Consider the following 22,561-nt stretch of genomic DNA (forward strand, 5'->3'; position numbering starts at 1 on the left):
TTGATCGCTAGATAATCTAGCAAATTACGGAGGAATCGTGTCGGACATCGAATACGTCGTTCTGCTGGACGACGACGGACGCGACATCGGCACGGCTCCGAAGGCTAGCGTGCACGGGACCGACACCGCACTCCACCTCGCCTTCTCGTGCCACGTCTACAACGATCGCGGGCAGCTGCTCGTCACTCGACGCGCGCTCAGCAAGGCCGCCTGGCCGGGCGTCTGGACGAACTCCTTCTGCGGACACCCCGCCCCCGCCGAACCCGTGCTCGACGCCGTCCACCGTCGGGCGGCGTTCGAGGTCGGCCTCACCCTCCGCGACGTCTCCCTCGCCCTCCCGCTCTTCCGATACCGGGCCACGGACGCCTCGGGCATCGTCGAGCACGAGATCTGCCCCGTCTACGTCGCCTACACGGACGACGAGCCGCGACTGAACCCCGACGAGGTCGCCGAGGCCCGCTGGGTCGACCCCGCCGACCTGGATGCCTCGCTCACGACGACGCCGTGGGCCTTCAGCCCGTGGCTCGTGCTGCAGGCGCAGCAGCTCGAGCTGTTCGCCCCGCACGAGCAACGGAGGGCCTCGTGATCGGCCTGCCCCCCGCCGCCTGGCGGGAGATCGACGATGCGCTCGAGGTGGCGCTCGAGCGGCTCCGGGTGCGCTCGGCGGCGCTCGGCGAGGCATCGGCGGCTCTCGGGGACGCCACCGCGGCCTCTGCGACGGGGGGCAAGCGCCTCAGGCCCGCGCTCGTCGTCGCCGCCTTCGAGGCGTTCGGCGGTGATGCCGGCCGCTCCCCCGGCCTGTGGCGCGTCGCGGCCGCCTTCGAACTGCTCCACGCCGCCTTCGTCGTCCACGACGACCTGATCGACGGCGACGTCGAGCGGCGCGGCATCCCGAACGTCGTCGGCCGCTTCCGCGAACGCGCGCGCGTGCGCGGCGGGGACGAGGACGAATCGCGACTGCTCGGGTCGGCGGCGGCGGTGCTCGCGGGAGACCTGCTCCTGTTCGAAGCGACCCGGCTGATCGCGACGGCACCCGTCACGTCGCCCCAGCGTGCGGCCCTGTTCGTCCTGCTCGACGACGCGGTCCTCGTCTCGGCGGCCGGGGAGCTCGCCGACGTCGAACAGTCCATCGGCGCGGACCTGCCGCCGACGGACACGCTCCTGCGCACCGCGCGCGACAAGACGGCCTTCTACTCGTTTCAGGCACCGCTGGCCGCCGGCGCCCTGCTCGCCGGCGCGAACGACGACCAGCGCGCGGCGCTCGAGGCGGCCGGGTCCGCCATCGGCGTGGCGTTCCAGCTGGCCGATGACCTGATCGGCACCTTCGGCACCCGTGCCGAAGCCGGGCGCGAACCCGGGGCGGACCTGCGCGCCTCGAAACGGACCCCCCTCATCGCGATGGCGGCCGAGACCGAGGCCTGGCCCCAGATCGCCTCGGCCCTGGCGATGGCGCCCACCGGCCCGATCGCGATCGAACACGCCCAGCGCGAGCTGACGGCGAGCGGCGCCCGCGAACGCACCGTCGAGATGATCGCGCAGACGCTGCGCTCCGCGCGGACCCTCGCCGCCGACGCCGCGCTCCCCCGCGACGCCGTCGTCCTCCTCGCCGCACTCACTGCCGCCGTGGAGGACCGCATCCCCCGATGACCGACACGCTCTACGACGAGACGGCGGTCGCCGCCGCGGCATCCGTCATCCGCGCCTACTCCACGTCGTTCGGCCTCGCGACGAGCCTGCTCGGGCCGCGCGTCCGGCCGCATGTGCGGAACGTCTACGCCCTCGTCCGCGTCGCCGACGAGATCGTCGACGGCGCAGCCTCCGCCGCGGGAGTCCCGCTCGGCGAGCAGCGCGACGTGCTCGACGCACTCGAAACCGAGACCTACGCCGCGATCGAGCGCGGCTTCAGCGCGAACCTCATCGTCCACGCGTTCGCGCGGACGGCGCGGGAGTGCGGCATCGCGCGGCACCACATCGAACCCTTCTTCGCGTCGATGCGCACCGACCTCGAGCGCGCCGAGCACGACGAGGCGTCGCACGACGACTACGTCTACGGCTCGGCGGAGGTCGTCGGGCTCATGTGCCTGCAGGTGTTCGTGAACGCCGGCGCGGGAGTCCCCCGCGACCCCGATGCCGTCCTGGTCACGGGGGCGCGTCGGCTCGGCGCGGCGTTCCAGGACATCAACTTCCTCCGCGACCACGCCGACGACGCCGGGCGGCTGGGACGGGACTACCTCGGTGTCGGCGACGGCGCGACGCGCCGCCGCGAGGTGCTCGCCCGCATCGACGGGGACCTGGATGCCGCGGCCGCGACCATCCCGCTGCTCCCCGCCGACTGCCGGGTCGCCGTCGCCACCGCGCACGGCCTCTTCGCCGAACTCACCGAACGGCTGCGCCGCACCGAGAACCTCAGCGTCCGGGTCCGCGTGCCCACGCCGGTCAAGGCGGCGATCGCCGCCCGCGCGGCCGTCGCGCACCGTCGGCCCCTCACCCCCCGCACGACACGACAGAACCGGAGAACCCCCGAATGAGCCGGCGTATCGCGATCATCGGTGGCGGCATCACAGGACTGGCGACCGCGGCGCTGCTCGCCGACCGCGGCGACCGGGTGACCGTCTTCGAGGCGTTGGACGACGTCGGCGGGCGTGCCGGGAGCTGGGAGAAAGACGGTTTCCGGTTCGACACCGGCCCGAGCTGGTACCTCATGCCCGAGGTGTTCGACCACTTCTTCGCCCTCCTGGGCACGAGCGCCCGGGAACAACTGGACCTGGTGCGCCTCGAACCGGCCTACCGCGTCTACCACGAGGGCGAGCGGGAGCCCTTCGACGTCGTGTCGGGTCGGAATGCCGCCGTCGCGGCCTTCGAGGCGCGCGAACCCGGCGCCGGCGCCGAACTGGCGACGTACCTGGACTCGGCGGGCGAGATCTACGACCTCGCGGTCTCACGGTTCCTGTACGACCCGTACGTGTCCCTCAAGGGCCTCGCCCACCCCGACGTCCTCCGCAAGCTCGGCACCCTTCTGCCGCTGCTCCTGCGCCCCCTCTCGACCCACGTCGAGAAGAAGTTCTCCGACCCCGTGCTGCAGCAGGTGCTGGGTTACCCGGCCGTCTTCCTCGGCGGATCGCCCTACGACGCACCGAGCCTGTACCACCTCATGAGCCACCTCGATCTCGACGACGGGGTGCTCTATCCGCGCGGGGGCCTCGTGCAGGTGATCCGGGCGATCGCGCGCCTGGCCGAAGACCGGGGCGCCGAGATCCGCACCGGCACCCCGGTCGAACGGATCCTCACCGAGGGGGGCCGGGCCACCGGCATCCGCCTGGCCGACGGCACCGTCGTCGCGGCCGACCACGTCATCTCGACGGCGGACATGCACCACACCGAGACGGTTCTCCTCGAGCCGGAGCTGCGCTCGCGCAGCGACGCGTGGTGGGACAAGCGCACGCCGTCGTTCGGCGCGCTGCTCATCCTCCTCGGTGTCGAGGGGGAACTCCCCCAGCTCGAGCACCACACCCTCCTGTTCACGAAGGACTGGAAGGCGAACTTCGACGCGATCTTCGGCGAGGGGGCCGCGGACGGCATCCCGGACCCCGCGTCGCTCTACGTCTGCCGCCCCAGCGCGACGGACGACGACGTCGCGCCGGCCGGGCACGAGAACCTCTTCGTCCTCGTCCCCATGCCCGCCGCCCCCGAGCTCGGCCGCGGCGGCGTGGACGGCGCCGGCGACCCGCGGATCGAGGCGGCCGCCGACGCCGTCATCGCGCAGATCGCCGACTGGACGGGCGTCCCCGACCTCGCCGACCGCGTCCGCGTGCGTCGCACGATCACGCCCGGCGACTTCGCCGCGGACTTCGGCTCATTCCGGGGCGGAGCGCTCGGACTCGCGCACACGCTCCGACAGTCGGCGATGTTCCGACCGGGCCTGCGCTCGAAGGTCGACGGACTGCTCTACGCCGGCCAGACCGTGCTCCCCGGCGTGGGCCTGCCCATGTGCCTCATCTCGGCGGAGCTCGTCGTCAAACTGCTCGACGGCGACACCTCCACCGGGCAGCTGCCCACCCCGGCGCACGCGAAGGGCTGAGCGCGGTGGCGGGACTGTACCTCGTCGCCCTGACCGTCTCGGCGCTCGGGGTGCTCGCCGTCGACCTCCGGCACCGCCTCGCCCTCGGTGCCGCCCCCGGGAGGAAGCTGCTGCTCATCGCGTGCGGCACGGTCTTCCTGCTCGTCTGGGACATCGCGGGCATCGCGAGCGGCGTCTTCGTCCGCGGCGACAGCCCGCTGCTGCTCGGCGTGGACCTCGCCCCGCACCTCCCGCTCGAGGAACCGGTCTTCCTCGCCTTCCTGTGCCACCTGACCCTCGTCGTGCACGCGATCGCCCTGCGCGTCGCCGCGCGGCGACGTGCCGGGCGGGAGGCGGCGTGACGTACCCGCTCCTCGTCGTCCCGTTCGCGCTCGTCACCGTCGTCGTGACCCTCGTCTCGGCGCGGCGCCCGGGCGCCCCGGCCCGCCTCAAGGCCTCCCTGTGGACCGCGCTCGTCCTCGTCGCCTTCACCGCGGTGTTCGACAACCTGATGATCGCGGCCGACCTGTTCACCTACCCCGAGCAGCACATCAGCGGCATCCGCATCGGCCTCGCACCGATCGAGGACTTCGCCTACCCGATCTGCGCGGCCTTCCTGCTGCCCGCGATCGGTGCCCTCCTTCCCGCGCCCCGCCGTCGTTCGCAGAGGGATGCCGCATGAGCCCGGCGCTGTTCGTCCGTCAGCTGTTCGTCTCCTCACGACCGGTGAGCTGGATCAACACGGCGTACCCGTTCGCCGCGGCGTACCTGCTCAGCGCACGCGAGATCGACCTCGTGCTGGTGATCGGGACGATCTTCTTCCTGATCCCGTACAACGTCGCGATGTACGGCATCAACGACGTGTTCGACTACGAGTCCGACCTCCGCAACCCCCGCAAGGGCGGCGCGCACGGAGCCATCCTCGACAAGCGGCTGCACCCCGCCGTCCTCTGGGCGTCCGTGCTGCTCTGCGCCCCGTTCGTCATCGCCCTCGTGATCGCGGGGACCCCGGCATCCTGGCTCGTCCTCGGCCTGAGCCTGCTCGCGGTCGTCTTCTACAGCGCGCCGCCGCTGCGACTCAAGGAGCGGCCGTTCGCCGACTCGATCACCAGCAGCATCCACTTCTTCTCGCCCGCGGTGTACGCGCTCGTCCTCACCGGCGCGATGTGGACGCCGCAGCTCGTCCTCGTGATCGTCGCATTCGCCCTCTGGGGCGTGGCGTCGCACGCGTTCGGCGCCGTGCAGGACGTCGTCGCCGACCGCGAGGCGGCGATCTCCTCGATCGCGACGGCGCGCGGCGCCGCGTGGACCGTGCGGTTCTCGCTCGTCGCCTACGCGGCCGCCGGCGCGCTCATGCTCGCCACGGAATGGCCGGGACCGCTGGCCGCGATCGTCGCCATCCCGTATCTCGTCACGGTCTGGCCGTACCGCTCGATCCGCGACGCGGATGCCTCAGCCGCCACCCGCGGCTGGGACCGCTTCCTGTGGCTGAACCAGATCGCCGGGTTCCTCGTGACCCTGCTGCTGATCTGGTGGTGGCTGCTCGTCCGGTGAGCCGCCACCACCCGATCGGTCGGGGTCACTCCCCGTCGAGCTGGATCAGTCGGTCGATGATGTTCGTCAGCCGCTCGTCCTGCTCGCCGTAGGCGGCCCAGTCGCCCTTCTGCATCGCATCGTCACGGGCGAGCATGACCTCGCGCGCCTCCTGCAGCAGGCGAGCGGTCTCGTCGCCGACACCGGCCGGCGGCGTGGACGTGCCGTCCGTCGGCTCCGGCGACGGGGTCGCTCCGGGTGTCGCCGACGGCGTCGGGGTCGTCCCGTCGTCGCCCGCGGTCGCGCCGGAGTCGCCGCCGAAGAGCTTGTCGAGTGCCTGCTGGAGGGTGTCCTCGAAGGCGACCTGCTTGCCGAAGGAGACCAGGATCTTCCGCAGCTGCGGCAACTGCGTTCCGCTGGAGGCCTGCACGAAGACCGGCTGCACGTACAGCAGGCCGCCGCCGACGGGCAGGGTCAGCAGGTTGCCGTTCAGGACGTCCGACTGGCCCTGCTGCAGCAGGTTGACCTCACGGGCGACGCTCGCGTTCGAGCGGAACTCGTTCTGCACCTGTCCGGGACCGGGAACGGACACGTCCGCCCCGATTTCGAGCATGCGGAGCTTGCCGTAGTCCTCGCCCTTCTTGCCGGCCTCGGAGCCCGCGTTGGAGTCCACCGCGAGGTAACCGAGCAGAACGTTGCGCTCGTCCTCACCGACCGAGGCGGGTATGAACGAGGTGAACATCGAGAACGAGGGCTTGTCCTGCCCCGGCATCTGCATCGTCAGGTAGTACGGCGGCTGCAGGTTCGCCGGCGTCACCGGGTCCTGCGGCGTGCGCCACGCGTTGTCGCGACGGATGAAGGACTGCGCGTCGTCGACGTGGTAGGTCCCGAGCATGGCGCGCTGCACCTTGAACAGGTCCGTCGGGTAGCGCACGTGGCTCATGAGGTCGCCGGACATCTCGCTCACCGGCTTCAGAGTCGACGGGTAGATCTTCTGCCACGCCTTCAGCAGCGGGTCTTGGTCGTCCCACGCGTACAGCGTCACCGAACCGTCGTAGGCGTCGACGGTCGCCTTCACCGAGTTGCGGATGTAGTTGACGTCGTCGAGCGCGACGCGCGGCTGCGTGTTGGTCGTGTCCGAGATCGCATCCCGCAGGCTCACGATCGAGGAGTACGGGTAGTTGTTGCTGAGGGTGTAGCCGTCGATGATCCACACCACACGACCGTCGACGACGCTCGGGTAGGGGTCGCTGTCGAGCTCGAGGTACGGCGCCACCTTCTGCACGCGATCGCGCGGGTTGCGGTCGTAGAGGATCTGCGACTTCTCGTTGATGCCGTCGGAGAAGAGGATGTCGGTCGACTGGAACTTCAGCGCGTACAGCAACCGGTTGAAGGGGTTGCCGATGTTCGGGCCGCCGTCGCCCGCGAACGTCGTACGGGTCTGGTCGGCGCCGTCCTCACCGCGGGGGTAGTCCAGCTCGACGGGGTCGCTGCCCTCGGGGGCTCCGACGATCGAGTACGGCGGCGACGACTCGCCGAAGTAGATGCGCGGCTCGTACTCCTCGTTCTGCGTGAGGTCGCCCGCGGTCGGGATGCCGCGCTCGAGGAAGACGGGGTTGCCGTCGTCCGTGCGCTCGTTGCCCTTGGCCGCGACGACGCCGTAGCCGTGCGTGTAGACGAGGGTGTTGTTGTACCAGGACTGCGCGGTGCCCAGCTGGTCGAGGTTCAGCTCGCGGACCGAGACGACGGCATCCTGCGTCTTGCCGTCGATCTCATAGCGGTCGACGTCGAGCGGATTCTGGAACTGGTAGTACGAGCGGTACTGCTCGAGCTGGCGTACCGTCGGGCCGATGATGGCGGGGTCCATGATGCGGATCGACGCCGTCGTGTCGGCGTCCGCGCGAAGCTGACCCTGCTCGGCGGTCGTGACCGCCTCGTACGGGGTCTTCTCGAGCCCCTCGATGCCGTAGGCGAACTTCGTCGCGTCGAGGTTGCGCGTCACGTAGGGCGCTTCGTACGTCTCGAGGTTCGGCGCCACCTGGAACTGGCTCACCGCCCACGGGTAGGCGACGCCCACCACGAGCGAGGAGACGATCAGGAGCGCGGTGCCGATCAGCGGGAAGCGCCAGCGGCCGATGATCGCGGTGACGATGAACAGCGCCGCGACGATGGCGGCGGCGACGGAGAGGATCGCAAGTCCGGGGATGACCGCGTTGACGTCGACGTAGCTCGCGCCAGTGAAGCGCTCGCCCTGCGTCGTGAGGGTCTTGTACTGGTCCAGCCACAGGCTTACGGCCTGCACGGCGAGGTAGAGAGCCGCGACGACGGCGAGCTGGATGCGGGCGGCCTTCGAGATGCGCAGCTCGCGCTGGCCGACGCGCACCGATCCGTAGAGGTAGGAGACGACGACGGTGACGAGCAGGCAGATGAGCAGGACGGCCGAGGCGAACCCGAGGACGACGCTGTAGAACGGCATCTGGAACAGGTAGAACCCGGTGTCCAGACCGAACTGCGGGTCCTTCTGGCCGGTGGAGACGCCGTTCGCCCAGAGCCACACGGTCTCCCACTGCGCGGAGGCCGCGAAGCCGGCGAAGAAGCCGAAGAAGACCGGGATGCCCCACATCGCCAGGCGTCGCAGCGGTTCGACGACCTCCTGGTAGTGGTCGAGCTGCGAGCTGAGTCGCGCGTAGACCGGACGGAGCCGGTAGGCGAGCTGGATGGCCGCGAATACCGGCAGCGCCATCGCGGCGAAGCCGACGAGGAACATGACCACGCGGGCGGTCCACTGCGTCACCAGGACGCCGTCGAAACCGAGTTGCCGGTACCACTGCCAGTCGGTGTACAGGCCCGCGAACGCGAAGAACGCGATCACCAGGACGACGAGCACGCCGACGGTGATGGCGATCGTGCGACGAACGGGATTCGGAGGTGTGGACGTGGCAGGCCCGGCAGGTGTCGAGGTCACCCTCTCATCCTAGGCGGGGGTCATCGGGCGCGCGGCCGGGGCGCGGTGCGCTCTGGGCGGAATCGCAGGGGCGGGATGCCGCGCTCAGCCGACCGTGCACACGGGCAGGTCGTCGACGCCCTCCCCCGTGCGGATGGCGTCGAGGGCGGCGAGCGAGTCGTCCAGGGTCGCGACCGGGATGACGCGCAGGTCACCCGGGATGTGCCCGACGACCTCGTCGCAGTTGCGCTGCGGGGCGAGGAAATAGTCCGCACCGGCATCCAGCGCTCCGTAGAGCTTCTGACGGATGCCGCCGATCGGACCGATCGTGCCGGCCGAGTCGATCGTGCCGGTGCCGGCGACCTGCTCGCCGCCGTTGAGCTCGCCGGGGGTCAGGGTGTCGATGATGCCGAGGGCGAACATCTGACCGGCGCTCGGACCGCCGATGCGGTCGAGCTGAATCGTCACGTCGATCGGGAAGTCGAAGTCGCGGGCCGTCGTGATCCCGATGATCCAGACCGGGCCGTCCGCCGTCTCGCTGCGCACCGGGGTGACCGAGACAGTGCGCTCGGCGTCCCCGCGACGGATGACGAGCTCGACCGGGTCGCCGCCGCCGTCGTTGATGACGGAGCGGAGCTGCGCCGTGTCGCCGACCGGGGTCCCGTCGGCGCTCACGATCTCGTCGCCGACCTCGAGGATCCCGCTCGAGGGCGAGTCCTCCGTGAGGGCGCCGACGCCGACGTGCGAGCGCACCTCGTAGCCGAGCTGCGTGAGCGCCGCCGCCGTCGCCTCCTTCTGCGAGTCGACCATCAGGGCGGCGTTCTCCTCGTTGCGCTGCTCGGTGGTCGTCCCGGCGGGGAACACCTGGTCGATCGGCAGGACCGCCTGGGACGGGTCGAACCACGCCATCGCCAGCTCAAACCACGACGGGGTGCGTTCGCGGTTGCCGGCGATCTGCACGGTGGTGAGGTCGAGGGCACCGGCCGTCGGATAGGTCTCCGCGCCGCGGACGGAGATGAGCGGGACCTCCTCACCGTCGGTGTTCTCGGCCGAACCGAGGGTGTTGACGACGGGTCCCTGGCGCTGGATGACGAACCCGGTCGGGAGGAAGCTCAGCACCAGGAGCGCCACCAACGCGATCACGAGCGCCCAGACGCCCACGGAGAAGCGACGTGACCCGCCGGAGCGCCGCGGCTCGGCAGAGCGCGACGGGGTGGCGGTGGCGTCCTCGAAAAGCGACACGCGGGTCCTTCCTCCGGCGCTCGTTCGCGGCCGGCGTACACGGGATGTCTCCCGCTCGGACCGGGCGGAGAAAACCTGCCATTAGCGTAGAACGAGACGTCTCCCCCCTGCTGAAAGGCGCCTGACATGACCGATGACGCGGACCGGACCGGCGACGATCTGCCCGGCGACGAAGATCTCGCCGAGATGCTCCGCCGGATGCTGGGCGGTCAGGGCGGGATCGACCCCGACCAGCTGCGGCAGCTGTCGGGGATGGGGATCGACCCGGCCATGATGCAGAGCATCATGCGCCAGTTGCAGGCGGCGATGGCAGGAGACGACGGCGACGACGGCGTGGACTGGTCGGCGGCGAAGACGCAGGCACTCCACATCGCCAACCGCGACGGACTCGGCATCACGGCGGGGGCGCGCATCGAGTTCGACCAGGCCTTCGCGCTGGCCTCGCTCTGGCTCAGCGAGGCGACGACGATCGGCGAGCTGGCCCAGACGCCCCGCCCGATCACCCGCGGGCAGTGGGTCGAGGCCACGCTCCCCGTGTGGCAGGAACTCGCCGAGCCGGTGGCGACCTCGATCAGCGACGCCCTCATGGCGGCGCTCGAGTCGCAGACCCCGGAGGAGATGCGTCCGGCCATCGAGGGCGCCGGCCGCCTGATGCGCCGCGTCGGCGGGGCGCTGTTCGCCGGCCAGCTGGGGGCGGTGATCGGCAAGCTCTCGCTCGAGGTGGTCAGCGGCGGCGATGTCGGCATCCCGCTCATGCCCACCGGCGAGGCCGCGATCCTGCCGCAGAACTTCGCCGACTTCGGACGCGACCTGGAGATCGAGGAGGACCAGCTCGCCCTCGTCCTCGCCACCCGCGAACTCGCCCACGCACGCCTGTTCCGTCACGCGAAGTGGCTGCGCCTGCACGTCATCTCGCAGGTGACCGACTTCGCGCGCGGCGTCCACGTCGACACCGACGCGCTCGAGGACCTCGCCTCGCGGTTCGACCCGTCCTCCCCCGACGAGCTGAAGGCCGCGATCGAGAGCGGCGCGCTGCTGCCGCAGCGCTCCGAGGCGCAGGTCGCGGCCCTGACCCGGCTCGAGAACCTGCTCGCGACCATCGAAGGCTGGGTCGACGTCGTCACGGCGGACGCGACGACCCGCGTGCCCTCCGCCGACCGCATCGCCGAGGCGGTCCGCCGTCGCCGGGCCGTCGGCGGTCCCGCCGAGCAGGCGATGGCGTCGCTCGTCGGCCTCGAGCTCCGTCCGCGACGGCTCCGGGAAGCCGCGGCCATGTGGCGGGCCGTGACGGATGCCGTGGGTTCCGCTGCTCGCGACGGTCTCTGGGACTACCCCGACCTCATGCCCACGGCCGAGGACATCGACGAGCCGGCTGCACTCATCGCGCGACTGCAGGCGCGTCAGCGGGGCGAGGAGCCCGAGCGCGACGCGTTCGACGACGCGCTCGAGGCGCTGCTCGACGAAGAGGCCGGCGGACAGGACGACCCGTCCACGGGCGACGCCGCGGGCGGGGACGACGGTCCCACCGGGCCGCGCCCCGTCTGACCCGCGCCTCCTCCACAGGGCCCGCCTGCGCCCATGGCACGACGGGCCTGTGGAGGGCACACCCGCCGGCGGCGGCATCCCGGCCAGAATCGCGGCATGCTGCGTCTCGCGCCCTCCCACCCGCCGCTGTGGCGGACACCCACCAGCGTGCAACTCGGCATCGACGACGAGCGCCCGCTCACGGGCCTGCAGCCCTGGCAGGAACGTCTGCTCGACGCGCTGGTCGACGGCATCCCGGACGCTCGCCTCGTACCGCTCGCGCGGGAACTCGGCGCGGGCCCGGGTGAGGCGAACGCCTTCCTCATCCGCATCCAGGACGCCCTGGTCGCCGACGCCGCGCCGGTCCCGCCGATCCGCATCGAGCTGCCCGCCGACCTCGGCCACGACGACGAGACGACCCTCGTGGCGGGCCTCGCGGCGGCGGGTCTGGAGATCGACGCGTGCGAGCGGTGGGCGCTGCCGCCCGGGCCGGGCCCGGTCGTGGTCGTCGCCGCCCAGCTGATCGATCCGCACCGCGCGGCGCGCCTCACGGCGGAGGACACCCCGCACCTGCCGATCGAACTCGCCGGCGACCGTGTCGTCGTCGGCCCGCTCGTCGTGCCGGGCCGGACGGCTTGCATCGCGTGCCTCCACGCGGACCGGCGCGACCGCGACGCGGGCTGGCCGCTCGTCGCGGCTCAGCTGCTCGCGCGCCCGTCCGTCGCGACCGAGCCGCTCCTGCTCGTCGAGGCGGCGGCGCTGGCCGCCCGGTTGCTGCGCACGGGCGACGCGGGACGGTCGGTCGTGCTCACCGCGGCGGACGGACAGCGCGAGACCCGCGCGCACCGCCCTCACGCAGCGTGCCTCTGCCGATCTCCTGAAGGAATCTGGAGCGCTGACGCTCCCGGTTCCCCGACCGTCGAGCCCACGAGAGCGACAGCGTACGCGCGGCCCGCGTGACACCCACGTAGGTCAGGCGACGCTCCTCGTCGATCTGCTCGAAGCTCGTCGCGTACGAGATCGGGAGCAACCCCTCGCTGAGGCCCATGAGGTGCACGTGCGGCCACTCGAGGCCCTTCGCGGCGTGCAGCGTCGCGAGGGTCACCGTCCGCATCGCCGGCTCGTGCTGCGCCTTGGCGCGCGCCGTCAGCTCGTCGGCGAACGCGCGGAGCGTCGTGCCCTCGGGCGCCTCCTCGGCGAGGCGGAGCACGGCGGCGCGCGCCTCCCAGGCGTCGCGCAACGCCCCGCCCGCCGGCGGCGCCTCGTCGGTCAGCCCCAGCGACCGGAGGACGTCGCGGACGGTCGCGAGGAACGACCCCGACAGGGGCGCCACGGAGGCGCCGCGCAGGGCGAGGAGGGCCTGGCGCACCTCGGGCAGGTCCCAGAACCGCTTGCCGCCGAGGACGGTGGCGGGGATGCCGCGGGCCGAGAGCGCGGCCAGCAGCGGCGCCGACTGCGCGTTCAGCCGGTACAGGACGGCCACGTCGTGCGGGTCGACTCCGGAGGCGAGCTGCGCGGCGATCCGCGCGGCGATGCCCTCCGCCTCCGCGGCGTCGTCGTCGTACGCGGTGACCTCGGGGGTGGGCCCGGCGGGCGCGGGGGTCGAGAGCTGCAGTGCCCCGGGGCGCCCGCGCATCAGCTCGTTGGCGACCGCGAGGACCGCGGCATCCGATCGGTAGTTGCGCTCCAGGCGCACGACCGTCACGTCGTCGTCCCGCGTGGCGAAGTCCAGGAGGTAGCGGGGATCGGCGCCGGCGAAGGAGTAGATCGTCTGACTCGCGTCGCCGACGACGCAGAGGTCGCGGCGATCCCCGAGCCACAGCTCCAGCAGCCGGTTCTGCACCGGCGACACGTCCTGGAACTCGTCGACCGTGAAGTGCCGGTACTGCTCGTGGACGGCGGCGGCGACCCGCGGCTCCGACTCGATCATGCCCGCGCACGCGAGCAGCACGTCCTCGAAGTCGAGCTGCCGCCGTTCGTCCTTCAGCTTCTCGTAGGCGCGCTGCAGGGCGATGAGGGGGTCCAGGGCCAGACCCGGGATGCCGCCGGGGCGATCGACCGCGTACTGCTCGATCGAGCGCATCGTGACTTTGCGCCATTCGATCTGCGACGCGACGTCGCGGAGGGTGGAGGCATCCAGCCGCAGACCGATCCCGTCGGCGGCATGCGAGAGCAGACGCACCTTGCTGTCGACGATGGCGGGAGCGGTGTCGCGCGCCACCTGCGGCCAGAAGAAGTTGAGCTGCGCGAGCGCGGCGGCGTGGAAGGTGCGCGCGGCCACGCCCTCCACGCCGAGGGCGCGCAGGCGGCCACGGAGTTCACCGGCGGCCTTCGTCGTGAAGGTCACGGCCATGACGCGTTGCGGCGAGTACGCACCGGTGTCGACGCCGTGGGCGATCCGGTGCGTGATGACCCGCGTCTTGCCGGTCCCCGCGCCGGCGAGCACGCAGACGTGCCCGCGCAGCGTCGACGCCGCTTCGCGTTGCCGCTCGTCCAGGTCTGCGAGGGGGTCGACGCTCACTCCCCCACCCACCGAAGGATGAGGCTGCGCGCGATGGACGCACGGCCGGGCAGGCGGATCTCCCCTCGGCCGGCGAGGGCGTCACGGATCTCGTCGCGGGTGAACCAGCGGACGTCGAGGATCTCCTCGCCGTCGGCGCGGGCCTCCGCATCCGCGACGGCGTGGGCGGTGAAGCCGAGCATGAGCGAGCGCGGGTAGGGCCACGCCTGCGACCCGCGGTACACGATCCGATCGAGCCGGACGCCGGCCTCCTCCGCGACCTCACGCTCGACGGTCGTCTCCAGCGATTCGCCGGCCTCGACGAACCCGGCGAACGTCGAATAGGTGGGGATGTCGCCCCAGGCCGCGTTCCGGCCGAGCAGCAGACGCTCGCCGTCGGCGCTCGCGACGGCCACGATCACGGCGGGATCCGTCCGCGGGAAGTGCTGCCGGCCGCACTGCAGGCAGCGTCGGGACCAGCCGGCCTGCTCGACGCGCGTCTCTCCGCCGCACGCGGGGCAGAACGGCGCGTCGATCAACCACCGCCCGATGCTGAGTCCCTGCACGAAGCGTCCGGCCTCGTCGGCGTCGAGGTCGCCGCCCACCGCGCGGAGCCCCGCCCACTCGACGCCCGGGATCATGGGCTCGTCCGCGGATGCCGGGAGCGCTGCGACGGCGACGGGGCGGTGCGCGTCGTCGCGGCCGAGGAAGGCCCATACGGCTCCGTCCGGGACGGCGTCGGGGGCGACCCACTGCAGCGTCGCCGGGCTCCCGACCGGGGCGCGGTCCCCGTGCAGCAGCAAAACGCGGGTGTCGGCATCGGTACGGATGCGGTCGAGCAGACCGTCGTCGAGTCGCTCCTGCGCCGCGCGGTCGATGACCGCGCGCGCCAGGGGCGGCGGGACGTCCTTCGTCGTCATCGAGGACCTCTCTTGCGGGCGTGGCGCCGGTGCGCGGGGGCGTGCCCCGCCTACCCTGGGGGGCATGGCACGCTCTCCTCTCACTCTAGCCGCGGCTGCCACGGCGGCTCTCTCGCAGGCGACGGGTGTGCGCACGGCCATCACGGGCGCCGCGGCCCTCACCGAGGGAGCAGGCGGGCGTTTCGACAGCGCCGTCGTCCACCTCGACGACGGCTCTCGCCTCGTGGTGCGTGTCCCCGAGAGCGACGAGGCCGAAGCCGAGGCCGTCCGAGAGACGACGGCGCTGGCCGCCCTCACGGCGGGGGTCCGCGCCATGATGCCCTTCCGGGCTCCCGAGCACGTCGGACAGGCGCGCCTCGGCACCCGCACCGCCCGCGTACAGACCTACCTGCCGGGCTATCGGGTCGATGCCGCGCACGTTCCGCCGGGTCGCGGGGTGGCGACCGCCCTCGCGGCGGCGATCGCCGGCATCCACGACCTGCCGACCTCGATCGTGCAGGGCGCGGGGCTCCCCGCCCGCACCGCGGCCCAGGTCCGCACCGACACCGAGCGCCTACTCGACCGCGCCGAGGCGACGGGCCGTCTGCCGTTCGGCCTGCTCCGCCGCTGGAGCCGCGCCGTCGCCCTCGACGCGCTCTGGAACGTCGAGCCCACCGTCACCCTGGGTGGCGTCGACCCGTCCGCCTTCACGCTGACCGACGTCGACGGGGTGCCGACGGTCTCGGGGCTGCTGACGTGGGGCGGCCTGAGCATCGGAGACCCGGCCGAGGACCTGCGCTGGATCGCGAGCGCTCCCGACGCGGCATCCGACGTCGTCGTCGCCTACAGCGCCGCCGCCGGCCGCTCCCCCGACACCATGCTCGCCGAGCGGGCCCGCCTGCACGCCGAGCTCGAGTTCGCGAAGTGGCTCGTCCACGGACACGATTCCGCCTCCGAGACGGTGACCGCGGATGCCGTGGCGCTGCTCGAGTCGCTGGACGAGAGCGTCCGCGACGAACCGCCGATCGGCAGCGGGACGATCAGCGTCGACGACGCCATCGCCGCGCTCGGGCGAGTCCCCGCCGGCGCGGCCGAGGCCGTCGACACCTCGATGCACACCGACGCCTACGACCCGGGTCTCATCGACGGCCTCCTCGACGAGGACGCCGAAGCCACGGCCGCGCCGGCAGCGTCGGACACCGTCGACCAGGAGACCGAGCCGATCGAGTTCAGCGACTGGCCGGGAACCGACGACGCACCCGCCGCCGAGGAGAGCGATCCCGACGACGCCGCGAAGAACGCGCTGCGCCGGTGGACGGGCACGGCCTGACCCCTCCCCGGACCGCCCACCGGTTCAGCCGCGCAGGATGAGGCCGTCGGCGACGTAGAACAGCGCGACGTCGATCCGCTCCATCGGCACGCCGTGCTTCGCGTGGTACGCCCGCCGGTAGAGCTCGAGCTGCAGCATCCGCTCCGTGCGCTCCGCCGCGGTGCGGGGCGGGCGCCCGGTCTTCCAGTCCACGATCTCGATCCGGTCGCCCCGGCGGTAGACGGCGTCGAGCTTGCAGATGACGACGTGCGGCCGGCCGTCACCGAGCGGATCCGGTTCGACGAAGTCGATCTCGGTCTCGACCTCGATCGGCTGCAGATCCCCCCACTCCGAGGCGAGGAACGCCTCGCGCAGCCGGTCGAGCGCCTCGGCGTCCGCCGGCGACGCCGAGGTCGCGTCCTCGTCGTCGTCCCAGAGGACGTCGTCGGCCGACCGCGCGCGGCCCACCAGTCCGGAACGGTGCTCGACCCACGCGTGGAAGAGCGTGCCCAGCCGCGTCTGACGATAGGGACGTTCGGGCAGCGGCCGGGCCGCCGCGGTCGCGGCCGCGCCGTAGTCCGCCATGAAGTCCTTGAACCGGGATGCCGGGATGCGCGTCGGTGCGTGCGGCGACCGCCCCGCGGCCCGGGCGGCCCGCTCGGCCAGCAGGAGCTCGAGGTCGCGCGTGGGTGTCGCCGGGGCGGCCGCCATCGCCTGCCGCACCCGCGCCGCCGCGTCCCGCACCCGCGCCGACCGCGCCCCGAGCGGGTCGATCGGCCACTCGAGGGTCGCCCGCGCCCCCTCGTACGGGTTCTCCGTCGTCTCCGACTCGGGCAGGGGCGCCTCGAGTTCGTCCGCGATCTCACGGGCGAACCGGCTCACGACGCGCGGCTTCTTCGTCCCCGCCCAGGGGGACGCCGAGATGAGCAGGTGCTCGCGGGCCCGGGTCACCGCGACGTACGCGAGCCGCCGCTCCTCGGCGAGGTGACGCTCGCGGATGCCGTCCTTGAACGCCGCGTGCTCCCGCTTGAGGTCCTGCTGCGTCGGGGCGTCGTGCGCCGACCACAGGAACGCGGGCAGCCACTCGCGGTCGCCGCGGAAGGGGTACGGCAGGACGCCGAAGCCGAGCCACCCTTGCGCGTCCCGGAGTGCGGCGGGCAGCTCGTCCTCGACGGCACGGACGACGGCGACGGCATCCCATTCCAAGCCCTTGGATCCGTGGATCGTGAGCAGTTGGACGACGTCGTCCTCGGGCGGCTCCGTCCGGGGCGCGAACTCGTCGATGCGCTCGGCCCGGTCGAGCCAGGCGAGCAGGCTGGGCAGCGAGCCGCGCTCGTCGGTCTGCAAGAACCCGTGCAGCTCGTCGACGAACGCGCGCAGCTGATCGGAGGCCGTGCGCGCCGGTCCGCGGGACTCGTTCGCCGCGAGTTCGATGTCGAGGCGCAGCTCGTTCTCGATGAGTCGGACGAGCTCGGGGATGGGAAGCCCCGCGGCCCGGCGCAGACCCGCGAAGACGGCGCCGGCGTCGCGCAGCCGCTCGCGGGCGGCGGGGGTGAACCCGGCCAGCCACCCGTGGTCGGGCTTCTGCCGCGCGACGAAGTCGAGCGCGGCGACGAGCGAACCGCCCTCGTCGCCGGCGGAGGCGCGGATGATCTCGGCGAGCTCGGTCGGCAGCGGCTGCAGCGCAGTGTCGTGCCGCACCAGCCGCGCCGCGACCTGCGCGAGTTCGCGGAGGTCCGCGAGCCCCACGGACCACCGCGGGCCGGCGAGAAGTCGGATGAGCGCGGAGCCGGACCGCGGATCGCTGATGACCCGCAGCGCGGAGACGACGTCGACGACCTCCGGGGTCGAGAGCAGTCCGCCGAGCCCCAGGATGCGGTGAGGGATGCCGCGACGCCCGAGCGCGTCCGCGAAGCGCAGCATGTGCTTCTTGCTGCGCAGCAGGACCGCGCCCGTCGTCGCCCGTCCGGCGCGGTGACGCTCGCTCCGGACGTCCGCGAACCACGCCGCGACGGCATCCGCCTCGGCGTCGAGGTCGTCCTCCACCACGATGTCGACCCGCCCCGCCGGCGCCCCCGGACGGGGCCGGAGGGAACCCACCTCGACGGGCGCGTCCAGCGGAGCGAGCACCGCACCCGCGGCGCGCAGGACGTCGACGCCGTTGCGCCAACTGGTGAGGAGCGCGTAGCTGCGACCGGCGGCATCCGGGTCGAACGAACGGGTGAAGTCGCCCAGGTTCCCCGCGCTCGCCCCGCGCCAGCCGTAGATCGACTGGTGCGGGTCGCCGACGGCCATGACGGCGGTGCCCCGGAAGAGGGTCGCGAGCAGGTCGGTCTGCACGACGGACGTGTCCTGATACTCGTCCAGCAGGACGACCCGGTACCGCTCGCGCAGCTCCGCGGCCACCGCCGGATGCGACCGGACCACCTGGAGCGCCCCGGCGACCTGATCGGAGAAGTCGATGAGCCCGCGGCGGCGCTTCTCGGCCTCGTACGTCCGCGCGAGGGCGACGAGCACGGACAGGCCCGACACCTTCTCGGCCGCCGTCCGCACCTCGGCGTAGACGGAGGTCCCGGCGCGCTGGCTGGGACGCTTGAGGACGTCCCGGAAGGCCGTCGAGAACGCGTCGAGGTCGTCCAGCTCGACGAGGTTGTCGACGCTGTCGCGGGCGATCCGCAGCGCCGCGTCGATGATGGTCGACGGACGCTCGGCGCGATCGGGCAGACGGGGGTCGTCGGAGGAGAGCACGACCTGCCGCATGAGCAGCCACGCCGCCGACTCGCTCATCACGACCGCCTCGGCATCACGACCGATGCGGACGGCGTTCTCGCGGACGATGGCGTCGGCGAAGCTGTTGTACGTCGACACCGCCGGCCGCTCGAGCAGGGCGTCCGCGCCGTCACCGCCGGGCGACTCGGGTGCGAGGGCGTCGAGCGCCGCACGTCGAGCGGACTCGGGAGCACCGGACCGCTCGAGCTCGCCGAACACCGCGAGCCGCCCCTCGGCGTGGAGCCGACCGAGGTGCGGGAGCAGGCCGCGCCGCTCGAACTCCACGAGGCGACGCAGCCGCGAACCGATCCGTTCCGCGAGTTCGCCGGCGGCCTTGCGCGTGAAGGTGAGCCCCAGCACCTCGTCCCGGCGCACGAGACCGTTCGCGACGAGCCAGACGACACGACCGGCCATCGTCTCGGTCTTGCCGCTGCCGGCGCCCGCGACCACGAGCGCCGGCGCCAGCGGCGCTGAGATGACGGCCGACTGCTCCGCCGTCGGCGGGAACTGCCCGAGGGCCGCCGCGACGGCCTCGGGACTCAGGAGTGCGGGGGTCACGCCGAGCTCACCGGTCCGATCGTGTGGATGCGGCAGAGTCCGCGGGTGTGGTCGTCACGGCAGTGCTCCTCGAACGGGGCGACGAACGATGTGCCGCGCATGATCCGCACCGCCTCGTCGACGCGTCCCAGGAACGCGGCCCGCGTCTCGTCGTCGAAAGGCTCCTGCCTCGGCTCGGCGTACGGGCCGTGACGGGTGCCTTTCAGGACGAGGAGTTTCGCACCCCCGGGCTCCGCTCCCGCCGCCGCGGGGATCGCACCGCGCTCGAACGCCAGCTGGTAGGCCGCGAGCTGCGGGTTCTCGAGGGCGGCGCGCTCACCCGTCGCCTCGCTGCGCCCCGTCTTCAGGTCGACGATCACGACGCGTCCGTCCCGGGTGCGTTCGACGCGGTCGATGTACCCCGAGAGGATCGCCGGGTGCGCGGCATCCGGCACCGGGAGCTCGACCTCGAAGTGCGGTTCGGCGCCGACGAGCGTCGTGCCCGCCCGCTCGGTGTCGCGCAGGTATGCGGCGAGCCGGGTCACGAGGTCCCGCGCGCGACGGCGCTCCGCCTCATCGATCCAAGGCGCCTCGAACTCCAGCTGAGACCAGCCGTCCTCGACGTACGACCACAGCGCCTCCTCGTCCGCCGTCGCGACGTGCTCGAGCGCGCCGTGCAGCAGCGTCCCGAGCCCGGCGACGGCCGTACCGGGATCCCCGCCGAGGTCGCCGATCGCCCAGTCGAGCTGGCACTGCTCGAGAGCATGGATGCGGGAAGGCGACACGCGCAGCGGCGCGACGTCGAGATCCCGCAGCGGCGCGGTGCTCGTGGGTTCCGCGAGGCCGTACCACTGCGCCGGACGCGCGCCCGGCACACCCGCCGCGGCGAGGAGCGCGAGCTGGCCCGCGGCATCCTCCCGGTCGGACTCCGACGACCGCGGGTCGGTGAGCCGGCGGCGGTGCGCGGCGACGAGTCCCCGCAGCGTGAGGGGGTGCTCCGCCGAGCGCGGCGCCGGAGAGGCGGGCGGGAGGAGGTCGAACAGGACGCTCGGACCGGTGTCGTCGTCGTCGACGGCGGTGACGACCAGCCGCGAGCGGGCGCGCGATACGGCGCGGGCGAACAGCCGCAGCTCGTCGTGCAGCACCGCGCGACGCCGGTCGGCGGTGTCGAGGTCGGTGTCCTCCTCGGCCAACCGCGCCGTCTCGAGGAGGCTCCCTCGCAGCCGCAGGTTCGGCCAGACGCCGTCCTGCACGCCGGCGACGACGACGGTGTCGAACTCGAGGCCGAGCGCCGCGGCAGGCGTCGAGATCTGCACGCCGCTGGCGACGGTGCCGGTGCGGAGGCGATCCTCCGCGACCTCGGAGTGCAGCAGCGCGCGCAGGTGGTCGATCGGCGCGGTCCCGTCCTCCCGCTCGCCGTGCCGCTTGGCCGCTTCGAAGAGCGCCACGACGGCGTCGAGGTCGCGGCGGGCCTGGTCGGCCAACGGTCCCTGGCCGTCGGCCAGCGTGCGCAGCTGCCGCTCCAGCCCGCGCTGCTCCCACACGGCCCACAGCAGCTCGTGCGCCGTCGCGCCCGCCCGGATCTGCTCGGCGACCTCGGCCAGCGTGCGCGACAGTCGCGCGGCGCGCCGGGCCTCCGGGGTGTCCACGACGTCGAATTCCACGGGATGACGCACCCCCGACGCGAGCAGCTCGCGCGCGGACCGCTCGCCGCCGCGGCGCAGCTCCGCGTGACGCAGCGCCGCCCGGAGCCGGCGGAGTTCGACGGGGTCGAGACCACCGCCGACGAGCACGTCGAGCACCTCGTCGTCGCTGTGTGACTCCGCGGAGACGGCCGCGAGGTCGACCGCCCGGAGGAGATCCCGGACGATGGGCGTCTCGGCGAGGGCGCGCGCAGGCCCCACCGCCGCGGTCGGGACGTCGCGCGCCGACAGCTCCGCCTCGAGCGCCGTCACCTGTCGGGAGTCGTGCGCGATGACCGCCAGCTGCTCCCAGGGGACGCCGTCGTGGACGTGCCGTTCGCGCAGCAGGCGTGCGATGAGGTCGACCTCCTCCGCGCCGGAGCGGAGCGCGAAGGCGCGCAGGCTCTCGTCGGGTTCGACGCCGACGGGCGGATGCCGGTGGGCGACCAGTCCCGCGGCGCCGATGCGCGAGGTGACCTGGGCGACGAGGTCCCGCTGGGCGGGCGTGCCGCGGTGGATGCGGTCGAGGACGTGCGTCCGCGTCGCGAGGCGGGCGAAGTTCTCGGGGCGCGCGCCGCGGAAGGATCCCGAGCCCACGTCGGGGTCTCCGAAGGCGAGCACGGCGATCCCCCGCCGTCGGCACGCCTCGAGCAGTTCCACGCCGCCGAGGGTCAGCTCCTGCGCGTCGTCCACGAGGATCGCCCGCAGTCCCGCCACCGCGCCGAGCGCCGGCGAGCCGGCGGGGGCGTTGCGGAGGAGCCCGACCGCCTCGCGCACGAGACCCGCGGCGTCGCGGTGGGCGCCGCGCATGCGCGCGCGGACCGAGCGGTACTCCCGCGCGAACGAGGCGAGCGACGCCCAGACCGGACGGTCCGTGGCGGCGGCGCGCGCGGCGAGTTCCTCGGGCTCGATGCCGAGCGTCGTCATCTCGGCGAGGAAGGCACGGATCTCGGCCCGGAGCCCGGGAGTGTCGCGGATGTCGGCGGGCAGCCATTCCGGCCAGCGCGACGGGCCGTCGGCCTCGTCCTCGGCGTCGCCCGCCAACAGGTCGCCGATGATCCGGTCCTCGTCGGGCCCGGTGAGCAGCTGCGGCGGCTCGTCGCCCGCATGGACGGCGTGCGACCGCACCACCTGGTACGCGAAGGCGGGGACCGATCGCGCGAGCGGACCGCTCGTGGCGACGCGCACGCCGACCGCGAGCCGGTCGCGCAGCGCGGTCGCGGCCGTCCGTGTCGGGGTGAGCACGACGACCTCGTCGGGACGCATCCCGTCGTCGATGAGTGCGACGACGCGGGAGACGAGCGTCGCCGTCTTGCCCGATCCCGGCGCACCGATCACGACACCGGATGCCGCCGGTTCGAGACCCACGACGACCTGCTGCGCCGCGTCGAGGGCGAACGGCAGGTCGGGCATGGGCTCCACGCTAACCGGAGCGACGGACACCCGCCCCCCGGCGCCCCGCGTGGCGCGGGGCGGGCCGTTCGCCGACAGCGAGCGGCCGCGCGCGTCCGGGCCGGGAGCCGGTGTCGTAGGCTCGAGACGCGCCCGGAGACCCGGGCCGGGAA

15 protein-coding genes are annotated in these 22,561 nt (G+C 72.9%); 9 read left to right on the top strand and 6 right to left on the bottom strand.

Annotation, left to right across the window (positions count from 1 at the left end; translation table 11 throughout):
• The first annotated feature begins 37 nt into the window (after positions 1-37).
• The 7 genes from idi to Q9S71_RS11255 are packed head-to-tail and all read left to right on the top strand — an operon-like array spanning position 38 to position 5,611.
• Complete coding sequence (gene idi / locus Q9S71_RS11225; RefSeq protein ID WP_064001841.1) at positions 38-586, top strand: isopentenyl-diphosphate Delta-isomerase; 549 nt, start codon at positions 38-40, stop codon at positions 584-586.
• Entirely contained in the window at positions 583-1,647 is a 1,065-nt protein-coding gene (locus tag Q9S71_RS11230) for a polyprenyl synthetase family protein (RefSeq protein ID WP_311862416.1), read from the top strand. The genes idi and Q9S71_RS11230 overlap by 4 nt, the downstream gene beginning before the upstream one ends.
• Positions 1,644-2,528, top strand: coding sequence for a phytoene/squalene synthase family protein (locus Q9S71_RS11235; RefSeq protein WP_311862417.1), 885 nt, complete (start codon positions 1,644-1,646; stop codon positions 2,526-2,528). Before Q9S71_RS11230 ends, Q9S71_RS11235 begins: the two co-directional genes overlap by 4 nt.
• Positions 2,525-4,078 (top strand): phytoene desaturase family protein, encoded by a 1,554-nt coding sequence (gene crtI, locus Q9S71_RS11240; RefSeq protein WP_311862418.1) that lies wholly within the window; start codon positions 2,525-2,527, stop codon positions 4,076-4,078. The genes Q9S71_RS11235 and crtI overlap by 4 nt, the downstream gene beginning before the upstream one ends.
• Before the next feature lie 5 nt (positions 4,079-4,083).
• Entirely contained in the window at positions 4,084-4,419 is a 336-nt protein-coding gene (locus tag Q9S71_RS11245; RefSeq protein WP_311862419.1) for a lycopene cyclase domain-containing protein, read from the top strand.
• Positions 4,416-4,739, top strand: a complete 324-nt coding sequence (locus tag Q9S71_RS11250; RefSeq protein WP_311862420.1) for a lycopene cyclase domain-containing protein — start codon at positions 4,416-4,418, stop codon at positions 4,737-4,739. Before Q9S71_RS11245 ends, Q9S71_RS11250 begins: the two co-directional genes overlap by 4 nt.
• Positions 4,736-5,611 (top strand): prenyltransferase, encoded by an 876-nt coding sequence (locus tag Q9S71_RS11255; RefSeq protein WP_311862421.1) that lies wholly within the window; start codon positions 4,736-4,738, stop codon positions 5,609-5,611. Before Q9S71_RS11250 ends, Q9S71_RS11255 begins: the two co-directional genes overlap by 4 nt.
• A gap of 25 nt (positions 5,612-5,636) precedes the next feature.
• On the opposite strand, the gene Q9S71_RS11260 is transcribed toward Q9S71_RS11255, so the two are convergent.
• Both Q9S71_RS11260 and Q9S71_RS11265 read right to left on the bottom strand, forming a co-directional pair.
• Complete coding sequence (locus Q9S71_RS11260; RefSeq protein WP_311862422.1) at positions 5,637-8,555, bottom strand: UPF0182 family membrane protein; 2,919 nt, start codon at positions 8,553-8,555, stop codon at positions 5,637-5,639.
• Between the two features lie 84 nt (positions 8,556-8,639).
• Positions 8,640-9,776, bottom strand: a complete 1,137-nt coding sequence (locus tag Q9S71_RS11265) for a YlbL family protein (protein WP_311862423.1) — start codon at positions 9,774-9,776, stop codon at positions 8,640-8,642.
• A gap of 126 nt (positions 9,777-9,902) precedes the next feature.
• On the opposite strand from Q9S71_RS11265, the gene Q9S71_RS11270 reads away from it, so the two are divergent.
• Positions 9,903-11,321 (top strand): zinc-dependent metalloprotease, encoded by a 1,419-nt coding sequence (locus Q9S71_RS11270; RefSeq protein WP_311862424.1) that lies wholly within the window; start codon positions 9,903-9,905, stop codon positions 11,319-11,321.
• 787 nt (positions 11,322-12,108) lie between these two features.
• Here the strand turns inward: Q9S71_RS11270 and Q9S71_RS11275 are convergent.
• Positions 12,109-13,821, bottom strand: a complete 1,713-nt coding sequence (locus tag Q9S71_RS11275; RefSeq protein ID WP_311862425.1) for an ATP-dependent helicase — start codon at positions 13,819-13,821, stop codon at positions 12,109-12,111.
• A complete protein-coding gene (gene nudC / locus Q9S71_RS11280; RefSeq protein WP_311862426.1) occupies positions 13,818-14,720 on the bottom strand; it encodes an NAD(+) diphosphatase in 903 nt (300 codons plus the stop codon). Before nudC ends, Q9S71_RS11275 begins: the two co-directional genes overlap by 4 nt.
• A gap of 64 nt (positions 14,721-14,784) precedes the next feature.
• Between nudC and Q9S71_RS11285 the strand changes: the two genes are divergently transcribed.
• Positions 14,785-16,029: a phosphotransferase gene (locus tag Q9S71_RS11285; RefSeq protein ID WP_311862427.1), complete on the top strand. Its 1,245-nt coding sequence runs from the start codon at positions 14,785-14,787 to the stop codon at positions 16,027-16,029.
• A 24-nt stretch (positions 16,030-16,053) separates the two neighbouring features.
• Here the strand turns inward: Q9S71_RS11285 and Q9S71_RS11290 are convergent, their stop codons facing one another.
• Together Q9S71_RS11290 and Q9S71_RS11295 are read right to left on the bottom strand one after the other, a co-directional pair.
• Positions 16,054-19,335, bottom strand: a complete 3,282-nt coding sequence (locus tag Q9S71_RS11290; protein WP_311862428.1) for an ATP-dependent helicase — start codon at positions 19,333-19,335, stop codon at positions 16,054-16,056.
• Positions 19,332-22,409, bottom strand: coding sequence for an ATP-dependent helicase (locus tag Q9S71_RS11295; RefSeq protein WP_311862429.1), 3,078 nt, complete (start codon positions 22,407-22,409; stop codon positions 19,332-19,334). The genes Q9S71_RS11290 and Q9S71_RS11295 overlap by 4 nt, the downstream gene beginning before the upstream one ends.
• Positions 22,410-22,561: the final 152 nt, after the last annotated feature.

This window comes from Microbacterium gawkjiense (genome assembly GCF_031932225.1).
In the GTDB taxonomy this organism is placed as follows: domain Bacteria; phylum Actinomycetota; class Actinomycetes; order Actinomycetales; family Microbacteriaceae; genus Microbacterium; species Microbacterium gawkjiense.